Origin of the sequence: Frankia sp. AiPa1, from assembly GCF_023243075.1 — a bacterium.
Taxonomy (GTDB): Bacteria; Actinomycetota; Actinomycetes; order Frankiales; family Frankiaceae; genus Frankia.
In genome coordinates this window covers 37,017-57,791 of the sequence record NZ_JALKFZ020000032.1, presented here as the reverse complement: position 1 = coordinate 57,791, position 20,775 = coordinate 37,017, and the positions used below count along the sequence as shown (strand labels likewise).

The window sequence follows — 20,775 nt, the reverse complement described above, 5'->3', positions numbered from 1 at the left end:
TTTCCCGGTCAACTACCGTGCGCGCGACACGCGTCCCGTCCACGCCCGGCGTGGACGGGACGGTCCCGGCAGGGCCAGCCGGAAGATGTTTCTCCAGATGTCGATGCTCTGCCGCCCCAGGCGTCCGGACGTATAGGGGACGCCGAATCGTTCACACAGCGACCGCACCTGGGGGGCTATCTGGGCGTATCGGTTGCTGGGCAGGTCCGGGAACAGGTGGTGCTCGATCTGATGGCTAAGGTTCCCGGAGAGAATGTGAAAAAGCGGCGAGCCCTCGATGTTGGCGGAGCCCTGGATCTGGCGCAGGTACCATTCCCCGCGGCTCTCCTGCACGATCTGCTCGGGCGTGAAGATCTCGGCGCCCTCAGGGAAATGCCCACAAAAGATGATCATGTAGGCCCAGATGTTGCGGAGAACGTTTGCCGTCAGATTTCCGAGCAGTACAGGAAGAAACCCGGGACCGGCGATCAGGGGAAATATGACGTAGTCCTTGAGCGCCTGTCGTCCTCCTTTCCGGAGGACTCCGTCCAGGTGCGTGAGAGTCTCCCGCCAGCTCTTCTCGCCACGCCAGGTCCGATCGATCTCGATGTCGAACAGGGCCACACCCCATTCGAAAGTGAGCGCGAGAGCGGCAGCGTAGAGGGGCTGCGCGAGAAATACTGGCCGCCATTGCTGGGCAGGTGTCATGCGGAGGATTCCGAAACCTATGTCCCGGTCTTCGCCCAGTACATTTGTGTAAGTATGATGGCGATAGTTGTGAGCCGACTTCCACTGCTCGGACGGGGAGGCGGCGTCCCATTCCCAGGTCGCGGACTGGATGGCCGGATCGCTCATCCAATCCCACTGGCCGTGCATGACGTTGTGGCCGATCTCCATGTTGTCGAGGATCTTGGCGCCCGTCAGCATCGCGGTCGCCGCGAGCCAGGCGGGAGGCAGGAAGGAGGCGAACATCGTGGCTCGCCCGCCGATCTCGAGCAGGCGCTGGACGCGGATGACCCGCCGGATATAACGGGCGTCGTCCTCGCCGAGGCTGGCCGCCACCCGGCCCCGGATCTCGTCGAGCGCGCGGCCGAACTCCTCGATGTCCGTAGCGGTCGTACCGCTCCGGCCGGGTGAAGGATGCCTGCCGGGTGAGGCGTGTTGGGCTGGCGAAGGATGCCCGCCCGGTGAGGCGTGGCGGTCTGGCGAGACGTGTCGGTCTGCCAACACATGTCGATCTGGCAACGTGCCCTCCCCGTACGGGTGGAACTACAGGTCGATGGCGACATCGCCGGCCGCGGCTGACACACAGGTCTGGATGAGGTCGCCGGCCACGCCGTGTTCCACCCCGGTACGCAGATCTCGCACCCGGCCCGCGCCCAGCCGGGCAACGCAGCTGCGACAGATCCCGAGGCGGCATCCGCTGGGCATGGACACTCCGGCTCGTTCTCCGATGGCCAGCAATGGAGTGAGGCCGTCGGCGACCGCCCGCTGACCGCTGCGCGTGAAGTGCACGCTGGCGCCGTCGCCGACATCACCGTCGCGACCAATGTCGCGACCATCTTCGCTGTGACCATTACCGCTACTACTACGGCTGGTATTCGTGGCGAGACGGAACCGTTCGACGCGCAGATGTCCCGCCACACCGGCCTCGCGCCACAGATCCTGCGCTTTGTCGAGCAGACCGGGCGGCCCGCACGCCCACGTCGAGCGTTCAGGCCAGTCCGGGCAGGCGGCGAGCAGGTCCGTCAGCGATACGCGTGGGCCGTCGCGGTCATCCTCGGTGTCCACGGCTGTCCGGGTGTAGAACTCGTGCAGCCGGAGCCCCGGGAAGCGTTGGGCCAACCTGCGCAGCTCCGTCCCGAAGATCACATCATTGCGGGTACGGGCCAGGTGCAGGAGCACGACGTCGGGCAGCTCGCGCCGCTGCGCGAGGTCCCGCAGCATCGACATCACCGGGGTGACGCCGCTGCCGGCGGTCAGAAAGAGGATGCGCCGCGGAACTTTTTCGGGCAGCGTGAACTCGCCGGCAGGCGGGTCCAGGCGTAGGACCGTTCCGAGGCTCGCCCCGGATACGAGTCGGGGGGACACCTGGCCCCCCGCGAACGCCTGTACCGTGATCTGGAAACAGCCGTCGGGCCGATCTGGCGCGGAGGACACCGAGTACACCCGGTGCCGCCACACACCCGTCACGGGTACCGCAATCCCGACGTACTGGCCGGCCCGGTGGCCCCGCCAGCCACGGCCGGGCCTGATTGTCAGCGTGGCGGCATCGGCCGTCTCCGCCTGTACGGCCCGCACCCTGCCCCAGGTCTGACGGCCCGACCACAGCGGGTTGACCATCTCGACAAAATCATCGACATGCAGCGGAGTCGCCAGCAGGGAGGCGGCACCGGATAGCAGCCGCAGCGGAACGGCTCGGGCGGTCATGACGTCAGCCGGGCGTGGGGCAGGCTCGAAAAGATGACTGCCACGTCCCCTTGGCCATGGATAGCGAGCCGCGGCATGAGCGGGCCGCACGTGCACGGGCCCGGCAGACCCGAGCCATGGGTACGCCAACGGCCGACAGCGGACGGCACGCGGCTGACCGCGTACCGTCCGCTGTCTCGCTGGTGCGGCGTCAGGCGACCTGGACGTTTTCCGCCTGCGGGCCCTTCTGGCCCTGAACGACGTCGAACTGCACGTTCTGCCCTTCGTCAAGCGACTTGTAGCCGTCCGCCGCGATGGCTGAGAAGTGGACGAACACGTCCGGACCGCCGCCGTCCACGGAGATGAACCCGAAACCCTTCTCCGCGTTGAACCACTTGACGGTACCCTGTGCCACGATCGTTCTCCTTGCCAATGTCCCGGCAGACGTCTCTCGCCTCCCGGCCGCGCACCGGATGTGAATCGCTCCTCACCCGGTCGTTCCGTCCGACGATGTATGACGCTCACACAGCGGAGAACAGGTAACGACCCCACCCTACCCGTCCGCGGCGCCGACAGCTGCGTCGCGGACGTTCCATGTCGCGATCGCGTCGGTCGCCGCCCGGGGGCTGCGACGGACGTCCGGTCGCGACGACGATCCCGCCCGACGCCACCACGACCACGGACGAGTCCCGAGAGCCGTCACCGCCGAGCCACCACCGCCGACGGACGCCACGGCCCCTCCCCATCACCCCACCGCCAGACGGGAAACCTCTAAAGGTTTGGTGCTACCGTGAGGGCAACGTAGATCGACGAGAGGGCGCCGTGCCGATGCAAACGCCACTGGCCGAAGTCTTCACCTGGCCACACGAATCGCCGCAGCTCATCGGCGGCCGGTGCGGTGTCTGCACGGCGACGGCGTTCCCCGCGCAGGCGCGCTGCCCGCGGTGCGGACGATCCGATATGTCCGAATTACTCCTGCCGCGGCGCGGCACCCTCGTGACCTGGACGACGCAGAATTTCGTGCCGAAGCTGCCGTACGCCGGTTCCGACAAGGCGGATCGTTTCGTGCCCTTCGGGGTCGGCCTCGTCCAGCTGGACGACATCATCCGGGTCGAGTCGAGGTTGACGGAGAACGACCCGTCGAAGCTGCGTTTTGGCATGGACGTGGAGTTGTCGATCGTCCCCTTCTATGTTGACGATGCCGGCAACGAGGTCGTGACCTTCGCTTTTGCACCGGTCTCCGGTAGCACCGACAGCGCCTGAGGAGTCCAGGATGAGTGATGTCGCGATCATCGGTGCTGGGCTTCATCCCTTCGGCCGGTTCGGTGACAAGACGGCGTTCGCCATGGGCGCCGAGGCGATCGACCTCGCACTCGCCGACGCGGGAATGACCTGGACGGACGTTCAGTTCGCCTGCGGCGGCAGTTGGACGGTGGCGCAGACCGACCCCCTGACCGGGCTGCTCGGACTGAGCGGAATCCCCTTCATCAATGTCTTCAACGCCTGCGCCACGGCCGCCAGCGCGATCCAGCAGGCAGCCAGTGCCATCCAGACCGGCGTGTGTGAGATCGCCGTCGCCGTCGGCCTGGACAAGCATCCGCGCGGTGCCTTCGTCGAGGACCCGATGCTGGTGAACATGCCGTCGTGGTACGCGGAGAACGGCCAGTACGTCACCACGAAGTTCTTCGGCATGAAGATCAATCGCTATATGCACGACCACGACATCACCCCCCGGACGCTTGCCCGGGTCGCGGCGAAGAACTTCCGGAACGGCGCGCTCAATCCCAACGCCTTCCGGCGCAAGCCGATCACCGAGGACGAGATTCTGGCCTCGCCCGTGCTCAACCATCCGCTGACGCAGTACATGTTCTGCGCCCCGGACGAGGGGGCGGCGGCCGTCGTCCTGGCTCGGGCCGACATCGCCCACCGCTACACCGACAAGCCGGTCTTCGTGCGCGCCTCGACCATCCGTACCCGCCGTTACGGCGCGTACGAGGTGAACACCACATGGGCGGCCGTCGAGGAGGACTCGGCTCCGACGGTGTACGCCTCACGGGCGGCCTACGAGCAGGCCGGGATCGGTCCCGAGGACGTCGACGTCGTCCAGTTGCAGGACACCGACGCCGGCGCCGAGGTCATTCATCTCGCCGAGAACGGTTTCTGCGCCGACGGCGAGCAGGAGAAGTGGCTCGCCGAAGGCGTCACCGAGATCGGCGGCCGGCTGCCGGTCAACACCGACGGCGGCCTGATCGCCAACGGCGAGCCGATCGGAGCCTCGGGGCTGCGGCAGGTGCACGAGCTGGTCCGCCAGCTTCGGGGCGAGGCCGGCGAACGGCAGGTCCCCGGCGACCCGCGGGTCGGCTACGCACAGGTCTACGGGGCGCCCGGTACCGCCGCCGTCACCATTCTTTCGCGGTAACCGGTCTCCTCTTTCGCGGTAACCAGCCTTCTCCCTCCTGGTGACCGGACTCTTCCGGTGACCGTCGGTCTCTCCCGGTGACCGTCGGTTTCGTCCGGTGACCGTCGCCAGGCCCTGACGACCCGTGTGCGTGGATCGGTGCGGATAGTCGTTGCATGAGCGACGGTAGGTCAGTCCGGTCGGAGCCCGCGGACGGCGAGGCAGCTGCGGACGGCGAGGCGGTCGTGGAGGTCCGGGCCGCCCATCTGATCAGTGCGGGCGTGGTCACGGCACTGGTCGGGTTCGCGAGCACGTCCGTCGTGGTGCTGGCCGGGCTACGGGCGGCCGGGGCGGATCCGACCCAGGCCGCCTCGGGCCTGCTCGCCGTCACCGTCACCCAGGCGCTCGGAACCCTGTGGCTCAGCCGCCGGCACCAGATGCCGATCCTGCTCGCCTGGTCGACACCAGGCGCGGCGCTGCTCGCCTCGACCGGCTCGGTCGACGGCGGCTGGCCGGCGGCGGTCGGGGCCTTCCTGCTCGTCGGCGCTCTGATCCTGGTGACCGGGCTGTGGCCGCGCCTCGGAGCGCTCATCGCCGCGATCCCCGCGCCGATCGCGCAGGCGATGCTGGCCGGCGTTCTGCTCTCGCTGTGCATCGCGCCCGTCCACGGGCTGGTCGACCACCCGGCGCTCATCGTGCCGGAAGTCGTGGTGTGGCTGGTGCTGCTACGGCTCGCGCCGCGCTGGGCGGTGCCGGCGGCGTTCGCCGCGGCGGTGGTGGCGGTCGGGATCTGGCTCGGGCGGCACGGCGGCGCCGCGGGACCGCTACTGCCCCGGGTCGCGCTGACCGCGCCGACGCTGACCTGGGCGTCGGTGCTCTCTCTCGCCGTCCCGCTGTACATCGTCACGATGGCGTCCCAGAACGTGCCGGGCGTCGCGGTGCTGTCCTCCTATGGCTACGCGGTCCCCTGGCGAGAGTCGATGACGGTGACCGGCGTCGGCACCGTCCTCGGCGCGTTCGCCGGCGGCCATGCGATCAACCTGGCCGCGATCACCGCGGCGCTTGCCGCGAGCCCCGACGCGCACCCTGACCCGAAGCGACGCTGGATCGTCGCCCACCTCGCGGCCTGGACCTTCCTTGTCCTTGCCCTGGCGTCCATGGCTCTGGTGACGGTCTCGACCGCCGCCCCCGCCGGCGTCACCACGGCCGTCGCCGGCCTCGCGCTCGTGGGCACGCTCGCCTCGTCGCTGGCCTCGGCCCTGGCCGACCCGGACGACCGCCAGGCCGCGATCGTCACCTTCGTCGTCGCCGCCAGCGGCGTCACCCTCGCCAGCGTCGGCGCCGCCTTCTGGGCACTCGCCGCCGGCCTTCTCCTGCACGCCACCACACGCCGTAGTGAGGGTGCCATCGTTGACGTCTCCCCGACTACATTCCGGACAGGTCGACGTTCACGCACGCGAAGAACATGACTCTGAGCCTGCGCAGCCAGGTGACCCGGACGTGTGCAGTCCGCCGTCGAGCGAGCTCGGCCCGGAAACAGCCGCACGGGAACGCGCCAGCGATCGAAGTGGAGACGACAATGCGGAACGGCGGTGTCGCCCGTCCCGAGGCCGATATTTCGGAAGAAGGCGCGTTCGCATGATCGAGCACAAGGTCCGGGTATTTCGCAGTACCGAGCAGCTCCCGCGTTCCGCCGAACTCGCCTGGAAGATCGCCGAGGTGGCCGCCGACCTGGTGGCGGTGCCGAGCGACGTCACCGACATGGTGATCAACCGGATCATTGACAACGCCGGGGTGGCCGCGGCCTCGCTGGCCCGTCCCCCGGTGGTCGCGGCCCGGGATCAGGCGCTGCGGCACGCGCCCGCGTCCGGGCGGGCTGGCGCGACCGTGTTCGGTCTGGCGGCGTCCACCCGGCTCTCGCCGGAGTGGGCGGCATGGGCGAACGGGGTGGCCGTGCGTGAGCTGGACTTCCACGACACCTACCTGGCGGCGGACTACTCCCACCCCGGCGACAACATTCCGCCGATCCTCGCCGTCGCCCAGCAGCTCGGCGCGCAGCGCGGGCTGGGTGGCGCGGAACTGGTGCGCGGCATCGCGACCGGCTACGAGATCCAGGTCGCCCTGGTCACCGGGATCTGCCTGCACGCCCACAAGATCGACCACATCGCCCATCTGGGCCCCTCCGCCGCGGCCGGGATCGGCACCCTGCTCGGCCTGCCGGTCGAGACGATCTACCAGGCGATCGGCCAGGCCCTGCACACGACGACCGCCACCCGGCAGTCCCGCAAGGGCACGATCTCCAGCTGGAAGGCCTACGCACCCGCGTTCGCCGGCAAGATCGCGGTCGAGGCCGTCGACCGGGCCCTGCGCGGCGAGGGCGCCCCCGCCCCGATCTACGAGGGTGCCGACGGCGTCATCGCCCAGATCCTCGACGGCCCGGACGCCGGCTACGTCGTCTCGCTGCCCGCGGCGGGAGAGGCCAAGCGTGGCATCCTCGACACCTACACCAAGGAACACTCCGCCGAGTACCAGAGTCAGGCACTCATCGACCTGGCCCGCCGGCTTGGGCCGGCCATCGGCGACTTCGCCCGAGTCGCCTCGATCGTCCTGCACACCAGCCACCACACCCACTACGTGATCGGCAGCGGGGCGGGCGACCCGCAGAAGTACGACCCGCTGGCCACCCGCGAGACCCTCGACCACTCGATCCCGTACATCTTCGCCGTGGCCCTGCAGGACCGGGACTGGCATCACGAGCGCTCGTATGCCCGCGAGCGGGCCACCCGGCCGGACACCGTCGACCTCTGGCAGAAGATCACCACGGTGGAGGACGAGGAGTGGACCCGGCGCTACCACTCCCCCGACCCGGCCGAGAAGGCGTTCGGTGGACGGGTGGTCGTCACGTTCACCGATGGCTCGACGCTCACCGACGAGATCGCCGTCGCCGACGCGCATCCGCTCGGCGCCCGTCCCTTCGGCCGCGCCGAGTACATCACCAAGTTCCGCCGGCTCGCCGAGGGCGTCATCCCCACCGCGGAACAGGACCGTTTCCTCGAGGTCGCCACGCGACTGCCCGACCTGCGCCCCGATGAGCTCGCCGGCCTGACCCTGACCCCCACCCCGCCCCTGGCCGCCAGCGGCACCGAAGGAATCTTCTGATGCTGCACGCGCGCACACCCGCCCACGAACGCCGGGTCGCGCTGCGCGAGGCCTTGCGCTCAGGCCGGCTCCTGCGCTTTCCCGGCGCGTTCAACCCGCTGTCCGCCGTGCTCATCACCGAGCTCGGATTCGACGGGGTGTACGTGTCCGGGGCGGTGCTCGCCGCCGACCTGGCGCTGCCCGACATCGGGCTGACCACGCTCACCGAGGTCGCCACCCGCGCCGGACAGATCGCCCGGGTCACCGATCTGCCGACCATCGTCGACGCCGACACCGGCTTCGGCGAGCCGATGAACGTCGCCCGCACCATCCAGATCCTCGAGGATGCCGGTCTTGCCGGCTGCCATCTTGAGGATCAGGTCAACCCGAAACGCTGTGGACACCTCGACGGCAAGGCGGTCGTGCCGGTCGAGGAGATGGTCCGCCGGCTGCGCGCCGCCGTCGCCGCCCGCCGCGACGAGAACTTCCTGCTCTGCGCCCGCACCGATGCCCGCGCGATCGAGGGCCTGGCGGGCGCGATCGCTCGAGCCCGCGCCTATGTCGATGCCGGCGCCGACATGATCTTTCCTGAGGCGATGGCCGACGCGGCCGAGTTCGAGGCGTTTCGCAAGGCGCTGGACGTGCCGATCCTCGCGAACATGACCGAGTTCGGCAAAAGCGAGCTGTTCACCGCCCAGACTCTGGAATCCGTCGGCGTGAACCTCGTCATCTACCCGGTGACGCTGCTGCGCATCGCCATGGGCGCCGTCGAGGACGGCCTACGCCGCATCGCCTCCGAGGGAACCCAGGCCGGCCTCGTCGAGGGCATGCAGACCCGCTCCCGGCTCTACGAGCTGCTCGACTATTCCGCCTACAACTCCTTCGACACCAGCATCTTCAACTTCCGGATCTGAGAATCCGGCGCCCTTTCTTCCTTTCCGCTTCTTCCTTTCCCGCCGGAATGACGCCAGCCATGGCCGGCCAGGCGCGTGACACCGTCCAGGTGCCGTACTCGCGGGCCACGTCGGTGACCGTCATGATGGCTCGGCACCACACCAGTGTCGCCCGGGATGGCGAAGCTCTGGCCGGTTCAGGCGACCACCGAGTGGCGAGCAGGCCACCACCGAACCGGTCGACATGGCACTGCCAGACGCATCGTCATCGATACGCCGTCGCAGTTGCGACAAGGTTGCATAAGGGAGATAGTTGCGGCTGCGACGAGACCACGCCTGCCTGCCGGGCGCATCACCGCAGAGGAGACCTGACGTGGCCCACCCAGTGTCCGGCACCGACGAACCCGGGTTCGCGGCACGCGCGGCCCAGTTCCGGGCGAGCCTCACCGCGGCGGACAGGCGCTCGCTCGCCGGGATGGGTTCCTTCGTCGTCCTGCTCCACGCGGTGGGCTTCGTCGTCCTGTTCGCCCTGGTCACTCCGCACGACTACCGTCTCGGCGGCGATCATCCGATCTTCACTGCCGGCGTCGGCGTCCTCGCCTACACCTTCGGCCTGCGCCACGCCTTCGACGCCGACCACATCGCCGCCGTCGACAACACCACCCGCAAGCTCATCGCCGAAGATATCGCCCGCGAAGCCAACGGCAATCCCCGCCGGCGCCGGCCGCTGTCCGTCGGGTTCTGGTTCTCGCTCGGGCACTCCACCATCGTCTTCGCCCTGGCGTTCCTGCTTTCCGTCGGCGTGAAATCCCTGGTCGGACCGGTCGAGGACGACTCCTCCCGGCTGCACACCATCACTGGTGTCATCGGCCCGTCGGTCTCCGGCGTCTTCCTCTGGATCCTCGGAATCCTGAACCTCGTCGCCCTGATCGGCATCCTGAAGGTCTTCCGCGACCTACGCGCCGGCACCTACGATGAGCGGGAACTCGAACAGCATCTGGACTCCCGCGGCTTCATGAACCGCTTCCTCGGCGGCCTCACCAGAACCGTCACCCGCCCCTGGCACATCTACCCCATCGGCGTGCTGTTCGGCCTCGGGTTCGACACCGCCACCGAGGTCGGCCTGCTCGTGCTCGCCGGCGGCGCCGCCGCCTTCAGTCTTCCCTTCTACGCGATCATCGTGCTGCCGATCCTGTTCGCCGCCGGCATGTGCCTCATGGACACCGTCGACGGCGTCTTCATGAACGCCGCCTACGGCTGGGCCTTCGCCCGCCCCGTCCGCAAGGTCTACTACAACCTGACGATCACCACGATCTCCGTGGTCGTTGCCCTGGTCATCGGCACCATCGAACTCGTCGGCGTTCTCGCCGACCGGCTCGCGATCACCTCCGGCCCCCTGGCCTGGATCGCCGGCATCAACCTCGACTACGCCGGCTACACCATCGTCGGCATCTTCTTTCTCGCCTGGGCCCTCGCACTCGCCATCTGGCGTTTCGCCCACATCGAAGAGCGCTGGACCACCGGCGCGGCTCCGCCCCCCGTCCCCGCCAGGAAACCCGTCTGAACGGATCCTCCCGAGCAGCTCAGGCGGTCAGGCGGTCAGCGGCAGGAAGGCAGCGCCGGGTCGATACCGAGCTGCGCGGCGACCGCGGTGGCGTCCCGAGCACCGGGACCATGACCGGCCAGCATCGGATCAGGCCTGGTAGTCCCCGATCACCGTCGCCTGCTCGGGCGTCGGCGGCTCGGCCAGCCATCCCTTGAGGTTCTCCTGAAACCGCAGGAATTCGGGCACCTTGGGCAGCGGGTTCTCCACGCCCTCCTCGATCTGCAGCAGCACCTCGTAGGTCACACCGTCCGCGAGCCGGAGCGAGGTGTAGCGGATCCCCTCAGGCCGCGCCTCCTCCAGCGCCACGAACAACGACTTCACCGCTGCCTCGACCTCGGCGGCCTTGTCGGCCTTCACCCTGGTCCTCAGTAGCATCGCTGGCATCCGCTCAACCTTCCCTGTCACACGCTTCTCTGTCACACGGGCCGACTGCCGTCGGTCATTGCGTATGACACGCGCCGACGGAGGATTGTGACTGATGGAAGAAGCTGAGTGGCTCGCCGAGCGGTTCGAGGAGCATCGCGACCGCCTGCGCGCCGTCGCCTACCGCATGCTCGGTTCCCTGGCCGAGGCGGATGACGCGGTGCAGGAGGCCTGGCTGCGGTTGGACCGGCCCGATGCCGGCGAGATCGAGAACCTGGGTGGCTGGCTCACCACCGTCGTCGCCAGGATCTGCCTCAACACGCTGCGGGCACGCAGGACGCGGGCCGAGGATCCGATCGGCGTCCACATACCAGATCCGATCGTCTCCCCGGACCCGCCCGGGGGCGCTCGGCAGCCCGAGCAGGAGGCCCTGCTGGCGGAGTCGGTCGGACTGGCGCTGATCATCGTGCTGGACACCCTCAGTCCCGCCGAACGGCTCGCCTTCGTGCTGCACGACATGTTCGGCCTTCCGTTCGACGAGATCGCGCCGATGGTCGACCGCACTCCAGCGGCCGCCCGCCAGCTGGCCAGCCGGGCCCGCCGCAGGGTGCGGGACCTGGCCGCGCCCGCACCGGACGCGGACCGCACCATCCAGCGGCGGATCGTCAACGCGTTCTTCGCCGCCGCCCGTGGGGGCGACCTCGCCGCCCTGGTCGAACTGCTCGACCCGGCCATCGTCCTGCGGGCCGACGGCGGCGCCGCCCGGCCGGGGGCCTCGGCCGTCGTGCGCGGCGCGACGGCGGTAGCCCGCCGGGCCCTCATGTTCGCCCAGCCCACGGCAGCGATACACCCCACGCTGATGAACGGCACCGCCGGCGTATTGATCATCATCGACGGCCAGCCAACCTCGCTCATGGGATTCACCGTTGCGAACGAGCGGATAGCCGAGATCCACGCCATCGTCGACCCTGATCGTCTCGCCGGACTCGACCTGGCCGCCCTCACCGGCCCGCACCTGCCCTGAGCAAGCCACCACACCCGCGACCAACAATCACCATCAACGAATGTCGTGGACCGGCATGGCACGCGTGCCATCGGTCGCGGAGCGAGCACGCAGAAGCACCGCCGTTCGGTCGATCCGGGCCACGGCCTGCCCCATGTGCGCCTAATCTGAGTCCTACCGGATTGGACGAAGAGGAGATCTTCATGCCCAGGTGTCCGCACACATACTGTCGACGGTCACGATGAGTGCGCCGGTGGTCGTCGCGGTGGTCGGTGGCGGAGCGAGCGGATGCCTCGCCACCGCCCAGCTGGCAAGGTCCGCGGCGGTTACCGGCCGAAGATTCACGATAGTGCTCGTCGAACCGGACGACGTCGGCGAAGGTCTGGCCTACCTCACCCGAGATCCGCGGCACCGGCTCAATGTCCCGGCCGCGAAGATGAGCGCCTTCGACGATGACCCGCAGCACTTCCTGCGCTGGCTCCGTCGGCACGTCGCGGTCGACTTCCCACCCGGGGGTTTCGCGCCCCGCCAGTTCTACGCCGACTATCTCCGCCACGCGCTGGAGGAGACGCTGCGCGCCGCGAGCGGGGTGCGGCTCGAGCGGGTGTTCGCCCGCGCGACGGACGTCCGCCGGCACGGCCGCCGGCTGCGGCTGACCCTCGACGACGGAACCAGCCACCCGGTCGACGGCGTCGTCCTCGCGCTCGGGCACGGCGCTGCCACCACGGCGTGGGCTCCACCGGCGTTGGAGCGCTCGCCGCGGTTCGTCGCTGATCCGTGGCGGTCGGATACCCCGCCTCGCGTTCCGGCCGGCAGCGACGTGCTGCTCGTCGGCGCGGGCCTGACCATGGCCGACATGGCCCAGCGCTGGAGCCGAGCCGGCGTGCGCCTGCACGTGACCTCACGTCATGGGCTGCTTCCGTTGCCGCACGCGTCGGACCCGGCGCCGCCGTTCGCGGCCCCGCGGCTGCCCGACGGTCCGATCAGCCTCGCCCAGGCTCGCCGGCTGGTCTTCGATCACATCCGCGCGGCCGACGGCGACTGGCGGCGGGCCGTGGACGCGATGCGCCCGGTGACGGCCCAACTGTGGTCACGTCTGGACACGGCTTCCCGGGCCCGTTTCGTCGCCACCACGATGCGCCGCTGGGACCAGGTGCGCCATCGCGTCGATCCCGCCATCCACGCCTGGCTGGAGCAACGCCGCGCCGAGGGGTCGCTGGTCGTGCACGCCGCGCACGTCGTCGACGCGTCGGACACCGCTGCCGGCATCGACGTCTCGCTCAGTGACGGCTCCCGGATCCGCGCCGCGGCCGTGGTCAACTGCACCGGTGCGGGCGCCGGCGTGCGCACCAGCCATGATCCCCTGATCATGAACCTGCTCGCCGCGGGCCTGGCGACCCCGGACGTCCTGGATCTGGGTTTCGCCACCGAGGGATCCGGGCGCCTGGTCGCGGCCGACGGGCGCCGGCCGGCGATCTGGGCCATCGGCCCGCTGCGGCGCGCGGAGATGTGGGAGAGCACGGCGATCCCCGAGATCCGCGCGCAGGCGGCCACGCTCGCCCGCACCGTCGTGGCCGCCATGCCCGGGCCGCGGGTCGCGCGGCGGGTACGCGACCCCTACGGTCTGCCCCTGACCGCAAGTCCCGAGGCGGCCGATCGCTATGTCGCCGGGCTCGGCCGGATCCTGCGGGTACGCTCCGGAGCCGAGACGCTGGTGGCCGAGGCGGTCGCGGCTGACCCCCGGTTCGCCCTTGGGCAGGCGGTGCTGGCGCTGCTCGGTGCCGAGTGGGGCGCCGACGTCGACGTGGACACGGCCCTGCGGGAGGCGCGACGCCATGCCGGCCGGGCGGACGAGCGTGAGCGACGCTTCATCGAGGTCGTCGCCGCGCGCATCCAGGAACCGGGCGGAGCCGGTTCGGCCGCGGCGCTGCTCAGCTACATCCAGGCCTACCCGGAAGACGCCCTGGCCGTCAGCATCGCCGTGCCGACCATCGCGTTCAGCGGCGCGACGGAACTCCCGGCCGAGGCCTGGGCTCTGGTCGAGGGGCTGGCTGCCGTCTACCGCGACGACTGGTGGTACCGGGGGCTGCTCGCCTTCACCCGTCAGGAGCAGGAGCGGTGGGACGAGGCGGCCGAGCTCGCCGCGCTCGCGCTGGCCGTCGAACCGACCGCCGGCCACGCCGTGCACGCGAAGACCCACGTCCATTACGAGACGGGCGACCACGAGGCGGGGCTGGCCTGGTTGGACACCTGGATCTCGACCTGCGGGTCGGACTCGTCACATCGGGCGCATTTCTCCTGGCACGCGGCCCTGCATGAACTCGCGCTCGGTGATGACGGTGCGATCCGGGCACGTTTCATCGCCCAGCTCGCGCCGCCGTCCGTCTCCGGCGTCCGGGCACTGATCGACTCCGCATCGTTGCTGTGGCGTGGCTTCGCCGCCGGCACCTGGTCGTCGGTGGACATCGGACCGGTGCTGGCGGCCGTTCCCAGCGCGTTGCTCGTCGATCCGCCGACGCCCTTCGTCGGGCTCCACTCGGCCATCGCGCTGGCGGCCGGGGGTGACTGCCGTCGGCTCGCGCAGCTGCGCCGGTCCGCGGCCGCCCGCGGCAACGCGGCGTTCACCGAAACCGTCGCGCCACTGGCGGACGCCCTGATGCACCTTCTGCACGGTGATCCGGACCGGGCGACCGACGCGCTGATCGCGTTGCCCGGCGTCGAGAGGCTCGGGGGCAGTGCCGCCCAGCGCGAGATCGTCGAGGACACCACGATCTACTGCGCCATCCAGGCGGGCCGGCGCGACATCGCCGGGTCGCTGCTGCAGTCCCGGCTCGACCGCCGCTGCTCCCCGCGCGACGTCCACCGCCGCGCGCAGCTGCTCACCGGCCAGCAAGCGGGGCGCTCGTCACCGGACGAGTAACCGTTCGTCACCGGACGAATGATCATCGTGCGGGGGGCCGCACCGCGATCGGCACGGCCCTCCGCCCACGACACCGGCTCTCCGGCTCTCCGGCTACCCGGCCGCTCGGTTCTCGGCCTCGCGGACCGGGGCGCCGGTGACATCGTGCGCGGTCGCGGCAGGAGGGGCGGAGCCGCCCAGCGGTTCGGCGCGCCACGCGGCGAGGTCCCAGCCAGCCACGGGGTCGCCGTCGAGCGTGACCATTCCCGTGTTCTCGAGCCACCGGTCCTCGGCGGACCCGATGCCGCGAGCCCGGATAGCGACCCAGGCCCGGATCGCGGCACCGTGACTGACGACCAGGACAGTGTCCTGCTCGTCGTGCGTGGCCGCGATGTTCGCGATCGCGGCGTCGTATCCTGCGACGAATGCGCGGCCGTCGTGCCCACCCGGCATCACGCGCTTCAGATCACCATGAATCCAGCTGTGGGTGACGTCGAGATACGTCATGACGGCTGCCCTGTCGCTGCGCATCTCGAGATCGCCTGCGGCAATCTCTTCAACGCCCTCCGTCACGGCGACTCTCAGCCCACGTGCTCCGGCCAGGGGCGCCGCGGTGAGCTGCGTGCGGACCAGGGCCGAGGCGTAGATCGCTGAGATCGGCTCGCCGCGCAGTGCGTCGGGAACTGCCCGTGCCTGCGCGTGGCCAAGGGCGGTCAGCTCGGCTCCCGGCCGCGCGGTGTCGAGGGCACCGGCGAGGTTACTGGGGGTTTGACCATGTCGAAGCAGCATCAGGCGCATCGGAACACTATGTGCCCGACACCATCCCGGGTGCCCGACACCATCCCGGCACAGGTCGTACTGACGCGGACGCGTTCCTGAGGCGCGGGGCGACCCGAGATCACGCAGCTTCACCGGGCCATCAGGAATCGCGATCGCATCGATCACGACTAACCGCCTGCAATCATCGAGGGTGGCAAATACGCTGATCGACGTGGCCGAAACGTTCAGCACGCGGATGCGACGCGCGCCCCATCACTCGGCGACGCTCCCCTCGGCACGTTGACGACGTGAAGGGCCGGACATGATCAAACGGATACTGTGTGCCAGCCGAGCCGGCCCGCGCGACGAGTTCGCCGACGCGTGGCGCGCCGCCGTGGCCGCGGCACTGGCCGCACCGCCGGACGTCCGGCCCGTCCGTCTGGTTGCCGGCACCGTCCTGGAAGGGGAGACGCCTGAGCCGCCCCACAACGGCATCGGCCTGCAGTGGTTCACCGACGAGAACCACCTGAGTCGATACGAAGCCTGGCTGGTCTCGGCCGCGGGCAGGGCCACGAACGACCCGCTGGCGGGAAACGACGCTCGGGCTGGAGCTGTCGATCCGGCGTCGATCCGTGTTGTGGTCGCTCGTGAGCACGTCCTGCGCGGTCAGGAATGGCTCGACGAACGACGCCAGGATGGCCGCACGAGCTTCACGCACATGGCGTTCGCCCGCCGCGCGGCGGGCCTCACCCAGACGGAGTTCTTCGACCGCTGGCAGAACCATGCCGGCACGGTCGGCGCGGTGCCGATCCCGGCCGAGGCACGCGGCCAGGCGTATGTCCAGAACCACCCGCTGCCCGCTGCCACCTCGGGAACCGACACCAACGCCGACTGGCCCTACGACGCCGTGAACGAGGTCTACTTCGACGACCTCGACGCGCTGCGCAGGCGGATCTCCTGGTTCGCGGACAACCTCGGCGCGAACCAGAGCGACCTGTTCCGGGACTCACAGTTCGTCGTGGTCCGCGAGGAAGCCCTGTGATCCACGGCTGCTCCTACTGCTCGGAGGGTGAGGGGTTCGGGGTGCTCCCAGGCCTGGGAGCACCGGTCGCGCGGGGCTCGTCGGCCGCTATATCTCGCGGGCGACCTCGGCGAGGATGGCCGGGGCAGCGCTCGGAGAAGCACTGGCGATCGCCAACTGGGAGATGACCTCCCGGTATCGGTCGACCTCGTGGGCCTTGTCAAGAAAAAGGGCTCCGGTGAGCTGCTCAAGATACACCACGTCGGTCTGGTTCACCGCAGCCGACTCCGGCCCCGGAAAGCGAAGGATTGTGAATGCTCCACACTCGGCCATATGGGCGCCGAACGCGAACGGCAGAATCTGAATTTTGATGTGTGGCTGGTTGGACATGGCGGCCAGATGCGCCAGCTGGGCACGCATCACCGCCGACCCGCCGATCGGCCGCCACAAGGTCGCCTCGTCGAGCACGACCCACAACTGGGGTGGATTCGGCCTCGACAGCAACCGCTGCCGGTTCGCCCGGACCGCGACCCGCCGCTCCACGACGTCGGGCTTCGCCGTGGGGTCACCGACCTTGATGACCGCTCGGGCGTAGTCGGGGGTCTGCAGCAGCCCGGGCACGAACTGGACCTCGAAGCTGCGGATGAGGGTGGCCGATTCCTCCAGGCCGATATACGGCGTGAACCAGGTCGGCAGCACGTCGTTGTAGGGCTGCCACCATCCTGGCGCATTCGCCTCCGGCACCAGTTTCAGCAGTAGATCACGCTCGGCGCCGTCGGTGACGCTGTAATAGGTCAGCAGATCCGCGACGTCCCGTTCCTTGAATCTGACCCGGCCGAGCTCCAACCGGCTGATTTTCGATTCCGAGGCCCGAATGTGGTAACCAGCTTCCTCCCGGCTGATCCCACGGTTCTCTCGCAGCCTGCGCAGCTGGGCACCAAGAAAGAGCCGGCGTGCCGTCGAACTGTTCCCTGGAAGATCGGTCACGCCTGCTTCCCCACAGCCGCACTTAGCCCGGACAGATCCACTGTGTGCTGGTCCGGCCGCGACACGTCCGGGGTCGGATACCAACTTACCCCGGACGTGCGTCGATGACCGCAACGACGGGCATCATCCCACTGCGACCGGGACGGCCGCCTCTGAGGTCGGTGGGTGCGGAGCCTGTCACGGTGCGCCCGGCCAGCAACAGTGCGATCAACAACGGTACGATGTTGCCAGGACCACGTCGTCACCTCGACGGCGAGCCTCTCCGCCCGCGGTGGACCCGGATGCCACCCGCTGCCGCCCCGGCCAGAAATCCAGGCATCAGGGCTTGCGGGCGACGGCGCCGAACTGGGGCACCTCAGGGGGAAGGCCGCCGGACCGCGTAGGTTCGGGCCGCCACCGGGAACAGGACACGATGCCGGGTTCCAGAAGCTCCAGACCGCGAAAGAAACGGGCGATCTCGCCGCGGCCACGAGGGGTGATCGGTGGCGTGGCATGCTCGTTCCAATGGCGCATCGACTCGGCGTTGGCCTCACCACCAAGTTCGAATGTGGGGTGGGCGATCACCAGGTAGCTGGAAGAGGGCACGCGACCCATCACGTGACCGACCACCGAGGCTGCGGTGTCGGTGTCCAGAACGAAGTTCAGGCTGCCAAGAAATAGTACTGCGGTTGGTTTCGTGAAATCAAGTGTCTCGGCTGCGGCCTGCAGGATCGACCCGGGGTCATGAATATCCGCATCGATGTAGCTCGTGGCTCCCTCCGGGGTTCCCACGAGGAGGGCACGGGCGTGTACCAGGACAAGCGGATCATTGTCGACATAGACGATCCGGCTATCGGCGGCGACCTGCTGGGCGACCTCGTGCGTGTTGTCCGCGGTGGGCAATCCGGTGCCGATATCGAGAAACTGCCGAATTCCCGCCTCGTCGGCCAGGTAACGCACGGCGCGGCCCAGAAAAGCCCGATCCGCTCGGGCCACGTCCACGATACCCGGGAAAATCTGCCGGACCTGCTCGCCGACCTCGCGGTCCGCTGCGAAATTGTCCCGGCCACCCAGCCAGTAGTTCCACACCCGGGCGTTGTGCGCGACCGTAACGTCAAGGCCGAGATCGCCCCTCCGCTGGGTCTGGCTTTCGGCAATGGAGGTGGACGGAGAACTCCCATTTTTCGCCAGGTCCGCCGCGACACCATCCAAAGAAGCGCCCGAGTCGGGGCCGGAGGGGGTCGACGACGTGTCCTCTGTCACCGGAGCGTCTCCTTCGCTGATAGGAAGCGTACAGAAATCGAGAGCCAGACCACGAGCAAGATATGCCTTCGTACCGCTGCCCGCCAAGGCGTGGCCGACAGCTGCCTGGCCGCACATCCTCATGGGTCTCACATCCTGGTGGGCCGACGGAGATCACAGGCGGGTCAGCATAGAGGAAAGTCCTCTGCCTGACCAGATGTCACTAGCGGACAGGCACTAGCGGACAGATGTGTCCGTGCGGATCTCCGTGCGGATCGGTGTGGGGGAAGGACTAGGATCCGGGCCAGACGTCGTCCGGTCAGCCACGTCGCAGGATTTCGCGCGCGGAGCAGGACCGCGGTCGGAGCGACCTGAAACGCAACCCAGTCGGAGGGACCCGGCGTGGCAGATGACAGCGGGCCGCCCGACAACGGGCGGCCAGCCGCCCATCGCGATCCCATGGCCACTGCTCCAGCCGGGGTCGCGCTGGCGTTCACCGGCGTGGGGAAGACTTTCCCGGACGGAACCGAAGCCTTGCGCGAGGTTTCCTTCGAGGTAAGAGACGGCGAGATCGTGGCGATAGTCGGACCGTCGGGGTCGGGCAAGTCCACGTTGCTGCGGATGGCGTCGGCTCTGACCATGCCCTCATCCGGGACGGTCGCCGTGAACGCCACGGCCCCCGGCTACGTCTTCCAGGATCCGACGTTGCTGCCGTGGCGCACCGTGGCAGGTAACGTCGGCCTGTTGGCCCAGCTGGACGGTGTTCCCAGAGCGGAGCGGCGCCGGCTGGTCGCGGAGGCCATCTCACTGGCCGGACTCACGGGATTCGAACGTCACCGGCCCACAGCGTTGTCCGGTGGCATGCGGATGCGGGTGTCGCTGGCGCGGGCATTGACCGTCCGACCGTCGCTGTTCCTGTTCGACGAGCCGTTCGGCGCGCTCGACGAGATCACCCGACAGCGGCTGGGGCAGGAGGTGGTTCGGCTGCACGGACAGGAGCGGTTCGCCGGGCTGTTCGTCACGCACTCGGTCGTCGAGTCGGTCTGGCTCGCCAGCAGAGTCCTGGTCCTGTCGGCCCGCCCAGGTCGGGTGCTGGCCGAGATCGACGTCCCGTTCGACTACCCGCGGCAGCCGGAGCTTCAGTTCGACGCGGCGTTCGGCCGCACCGCACGTACCGTGTCCGAGGCGCTGCGCGAGTCCTTCGCGTGACCGCGGTGGAGCAGCCGCGCCCGGCGTCCTCGGTGTTCTCGGCGCCGCCGTCGGGGCTCGCGCGCGGCGCACGCGCTCCTTCCCGCCGGGCCCGGACCGTCCAGGCGGTGCTGCCACCGTTGGCCGTGCTCGGCACGGTTCTCGGAATCTGGTACGCGGTGAGTTATCTCGCTCTTGCGCCGCGCCGACGATTTCTTCTCCCACCGCCGCACGAGGTGGCCACCGACGGTTTCGGAAACTGGTCGGCCTTCCATGAGATCCTCACCGGACTGGGTGAGACAGCGAAGGTCGCACTGGTCGGCCTGGGTGTGGCCGCCGCCCTCGGCACGGTCGTCGCGGTTCTGATGAGCCAGGCGCGGTGGGTGGAGCGGTCGTTCTATCCCTGGGCGGTGGTCCTCCAGACAATCCCGATCCTGGCGATCGTCCCGCTGATCGGGTTCTGGCTCGGCTACGGATTCCGATCACGCACCGTCGTCTGTGTCCTCATTGCCTTGTTCCCCATCATCACGAACACTCTGTTCGGACTGCGGTCAGTAGATGCCGCACATCATGACCTGTTCACGCTGCGTCACGCGGGCCGATGGGCACGGCTGGTCCACCTGGAGATCCCGAGCGCTCTACCGGCCATATTCACCGGACTGCGAATTTCCGCCGGCCTGTCGGTGATCGGCGCGGTCGTTGGCGACTTCTTCTTCCGGGAGGGAAAACCCGGAATCGGCAGTCTGATCGACGGCTACACCCGTGGGCTGGAATCTGCGCCGCTGTTTGCCGCGATCATCATGACCTCCCTGTTCGGTCTCGCGGTGTTCTGGGCATTCGACCTGCTCGCGCGCCTGACCATCGGGGGCTGGCACGATTCGGGACGGCGGTCGTAACCCGAGTCGCGGAAA

The 20,775-nt window shown here is 69.0% G+C and carries 18 protein-coding genes; 11 read left to right on the top strand and 7 right to left on the bottom strand.

Features of this window, described 5'->3' with window-relative positions:
- Positions 1 to 12 precede the first annotated feature (12 nt).
- From MXD95_RS04910 to MXD95_RS04900, 3 genes are all read right to left on the bottom strand, one after another.
- Entirely contained in the window at positions 13 to 1,041 is a 1,029-nt protein-coding gene (locus MXD95_RS04910; RefSeq protein WP_250639325.1) for a fatty acid desaturase family protein, read from the bottom strand.
- 207 nt (positions 1,042 to 1,248) lie between these two features.
- Complete coding sequence (locus MXD95_RS04905) at positions 1,249 to 2,409, bottom strand: ferredoxin reductase (protein ID WP_250639324.1); 1,161 nt, start codon at positions 2,407 to 2,409, stop codon at positions 1,249 to 1,251.
- 190 nt (positions 2,410 to 2,599) lie between these two features.
- Positions 2,600 to 2,803, bottom strand: coding sequence for a cold-shock protein (locus tag MXD95_RS04900; protein ID WP_250639323.1), 204 nt, complete (start codon positions 2,801 to 2,803; stop codon positions 2,600 to 2,602).
- A 413-nt stretch (positions 2,804 to 3,216) separates the two neighbouring features.
- Between MXD95_RS04900 and MXD95_RS04895 the strand changes: the two genes are divergently transcribed.
- The 6 genes from MXD95_RS04895 to nicT all read left to right on the top strand — a co-directional run bounded on the left by MXD95_RS04895 (position 3,217) and on the right by nicT (position 10,381).
- Positions 3,217 to 3,651, top strand: coding sequence for a Zn-ribbon domain-containing OB-fold protein (locus MXD95_RS04895; RefSeq protein ID WP_250639362.1), 435 nt, complete (start codon positions 3,217 to 3,219; stop codon positions 3,649 to 3,651).
- A gap of 10 nt (positions 3,652 to 3,661) precedes the next feature.
- Positions 3,662 to 4,807, top strand: coding sequence for a thiolase family protein (locus MXD95_RS04890; RefSeq protein ID WP_250639322.1), 1,146 nt, complete (start codon positions 3,662 to 3,664; stop codon positions 4,805 to 4,807).
- A 155-nt stretch (positions 4,808 to 4,962) separates the two neighbouring features.
- A complete protein-coding gene (locus MXD95_RS04885) occupies positions 4,963 to 6,255 on the top strand; it encodes a benzoate/H(+) symporter BenE family transporter (RefSeq protein WP_250639321.1) in 1,293 nt (430 codons plus the stop codon).
- A gap of 169 nt (positions 6,256 to 6,424) precedes the next feature.
- Positions 6,425 to 7,945: an MmgE/PrpD family protein gene (locus MXD95_RS04880; RefSeq protein ID WP_250639320.1), complete on the top strand. Its 1,521-nt coding sequence runs from the start codon at positions 6,425 to 6,427 to the stop codon at positions 7,943 to 7,945.
- Positions 7,945 to 8,838 carry a methylisocitrate lyase gene (gene prpB / locus MXD95_RS04875; protein ID WP_250639319.1) on the top strand — a complete coding sequence of 298 codons (894 nt, stop codon included), beginning with the start codon at positions 7,945 to 7,947 and terminating at the stop codon, positions 8,836 to 8,838. The genes MXD95_RS04880 and prpB overlap by 1 nt, the downstream gene beginning before the upstream one ends.
- 352 nt (positions 8,839 to 9,190) lie before the next feature.
- Complete coding sequence (nicT, locus tag MXD95_RS04870; RefSeq protein WP_250639318.1) at positions 9,191 to 10,381, top strand: Nickel transporter NicT; 1,191 nt, start codon at positions 9,191 to 9,193, stop codon at positions 10,379 to 10,381.
- A 129-nt stretch (positions 10,382 to 10,510) separates the two neighbouring features.
- Here nicT and MXD95_RS04865 read toward each other — a convergent pair whose 3' ends face one another.
- On the bottom strand, positions 10,511 to 10,807 hold the full coding sequence (locus MXD95_RS04865; RefSeq protein ID WP_250639317.1) for a hypothetical protein: 297 nt from the start codon (positions 10,805 to 10,807) through the stop codon (positions 10,511 to 10,513).
- A gap of 94 nt (positions 10,808 to 10,901) precedes the next feature.
- Between MXD95_RS04865 and sigJ the strand changes: the two genes are divergently transcribed.
- Entirely contained in the window at positions 10,902 to 11,810 is a 909-nt protein-coding gene (sigJ, locus tag MXD95_RS04860; RefSeq protein ID WP_250639316.1) for an RNA polymerase sigma factor SigJ, read from the top strand.
- 220 nt (positions 11,811 to 12,030) lie between these two features.
- On the top strand, positions 12,031 to 14,709 hold the full coding sequence (locus tag MXD95_RS04855) for an FAD/NAD(P)-binding protein (protein WP_250639315.1): 2,679 nt from the start codon (positions 12,031 to 12,033) through the stop codon (positions 14,707 to 14,709).
- Positions 14,710 to 14,802: 93 nt separating this feature from the next.
- Here MXD95_RS04855 and MXD95_RS04850 read toward each other — a convergent pair whose 3' ends face one another.
- Positions 14,803 to 15,477: a histidine phosphatase family protein gene (locus MXD95_RS04850; RefSeq protein WP_250639314.1), complete on the bottom strand. Its 675-nt coding sequence runs from the start codon at positions 15,475 to 15,477 to the stop codon at positions 14,803 to 14,805.
- 292 nt (positions 15,478 to 15,769) lie between these two features.
- On the opposite strand from MXD95_RS04850, the gene MXD95_RS04845 reads away from it, so the two are divergent.
- Positions 15,770 to 16,489 carry an EthD domain-containing protein gene (locus tag MXD95_RS04845; protein WP_250639313.1) on the top strand — a complete coding sequence of 240 codons (720 nt, stop codon included), beginning with the start codon at positions 15,770 to 15,772 and terminating at the stop codon, positions 16,487 to 16,489.
- Positions 16,490 to 16,576: 87 nt separating this feature from the next.
- On the opposite strand, the gene MXD95_RS04840 is transcribed toward MXD95_RS04845, so the two are convergent.
- A complete protein-coding gene (locus MXD95_RS04840) occupies positions 16,577 to 17,455 on the bottom strand; it encodes a Sco1979 family transcriptional regulator (protein ID WP_250639312.1) in 879 nt (292 codons plus the stop codon).
- A 318-nt stretch (positions 17,456 to 17,773) separates the two neighbouring features.
- Positions 17,774 to 18,697, bottom strand: coding sequence for an SAM-dependent methyltransferase (locus MXD95_RS04835; protein WP_250639310.1), 924 nt, complete (start codon positions 18,695 to 18,697; stop codon positions 17,774 to 17,776).
- A gap of 438 nt (positions 18,698 to 19,135) precedes the next feature.
- Here MXD95_RS04835 and MXD95_RS04830 point away from each other — a divergent pair, with 438 nt between their 5' ends.
- A complete protein-coding gene (locus MXD95_RS04830; RefSeq protein ID WP_250639361.1) occupies positions 19,136 to 19,885 on the top strand; it encodes an ABC transporter ATP-binding protein in 750 nt (249 codons plus the stop codon).
- The gene (locus tag MXD95_RS04825; RefSeq protein ID WP_250639309.1) at positions 19,882 to 20,760 is read left to right on the top strand and encodes an ABC transporter permease; all 879 of its coding nucleotides are present in this window, start codon (positions 19,882 to 19,884) and stop codon (positions 20,758 to 20,760) included. Before MXD95_RS04830 ends, MXD95_RS04825 begins: the two co-directional genes overlap by 4 nt.
- Positions 20,761 to 20,775: the final 15 nt, after the last annotated feature.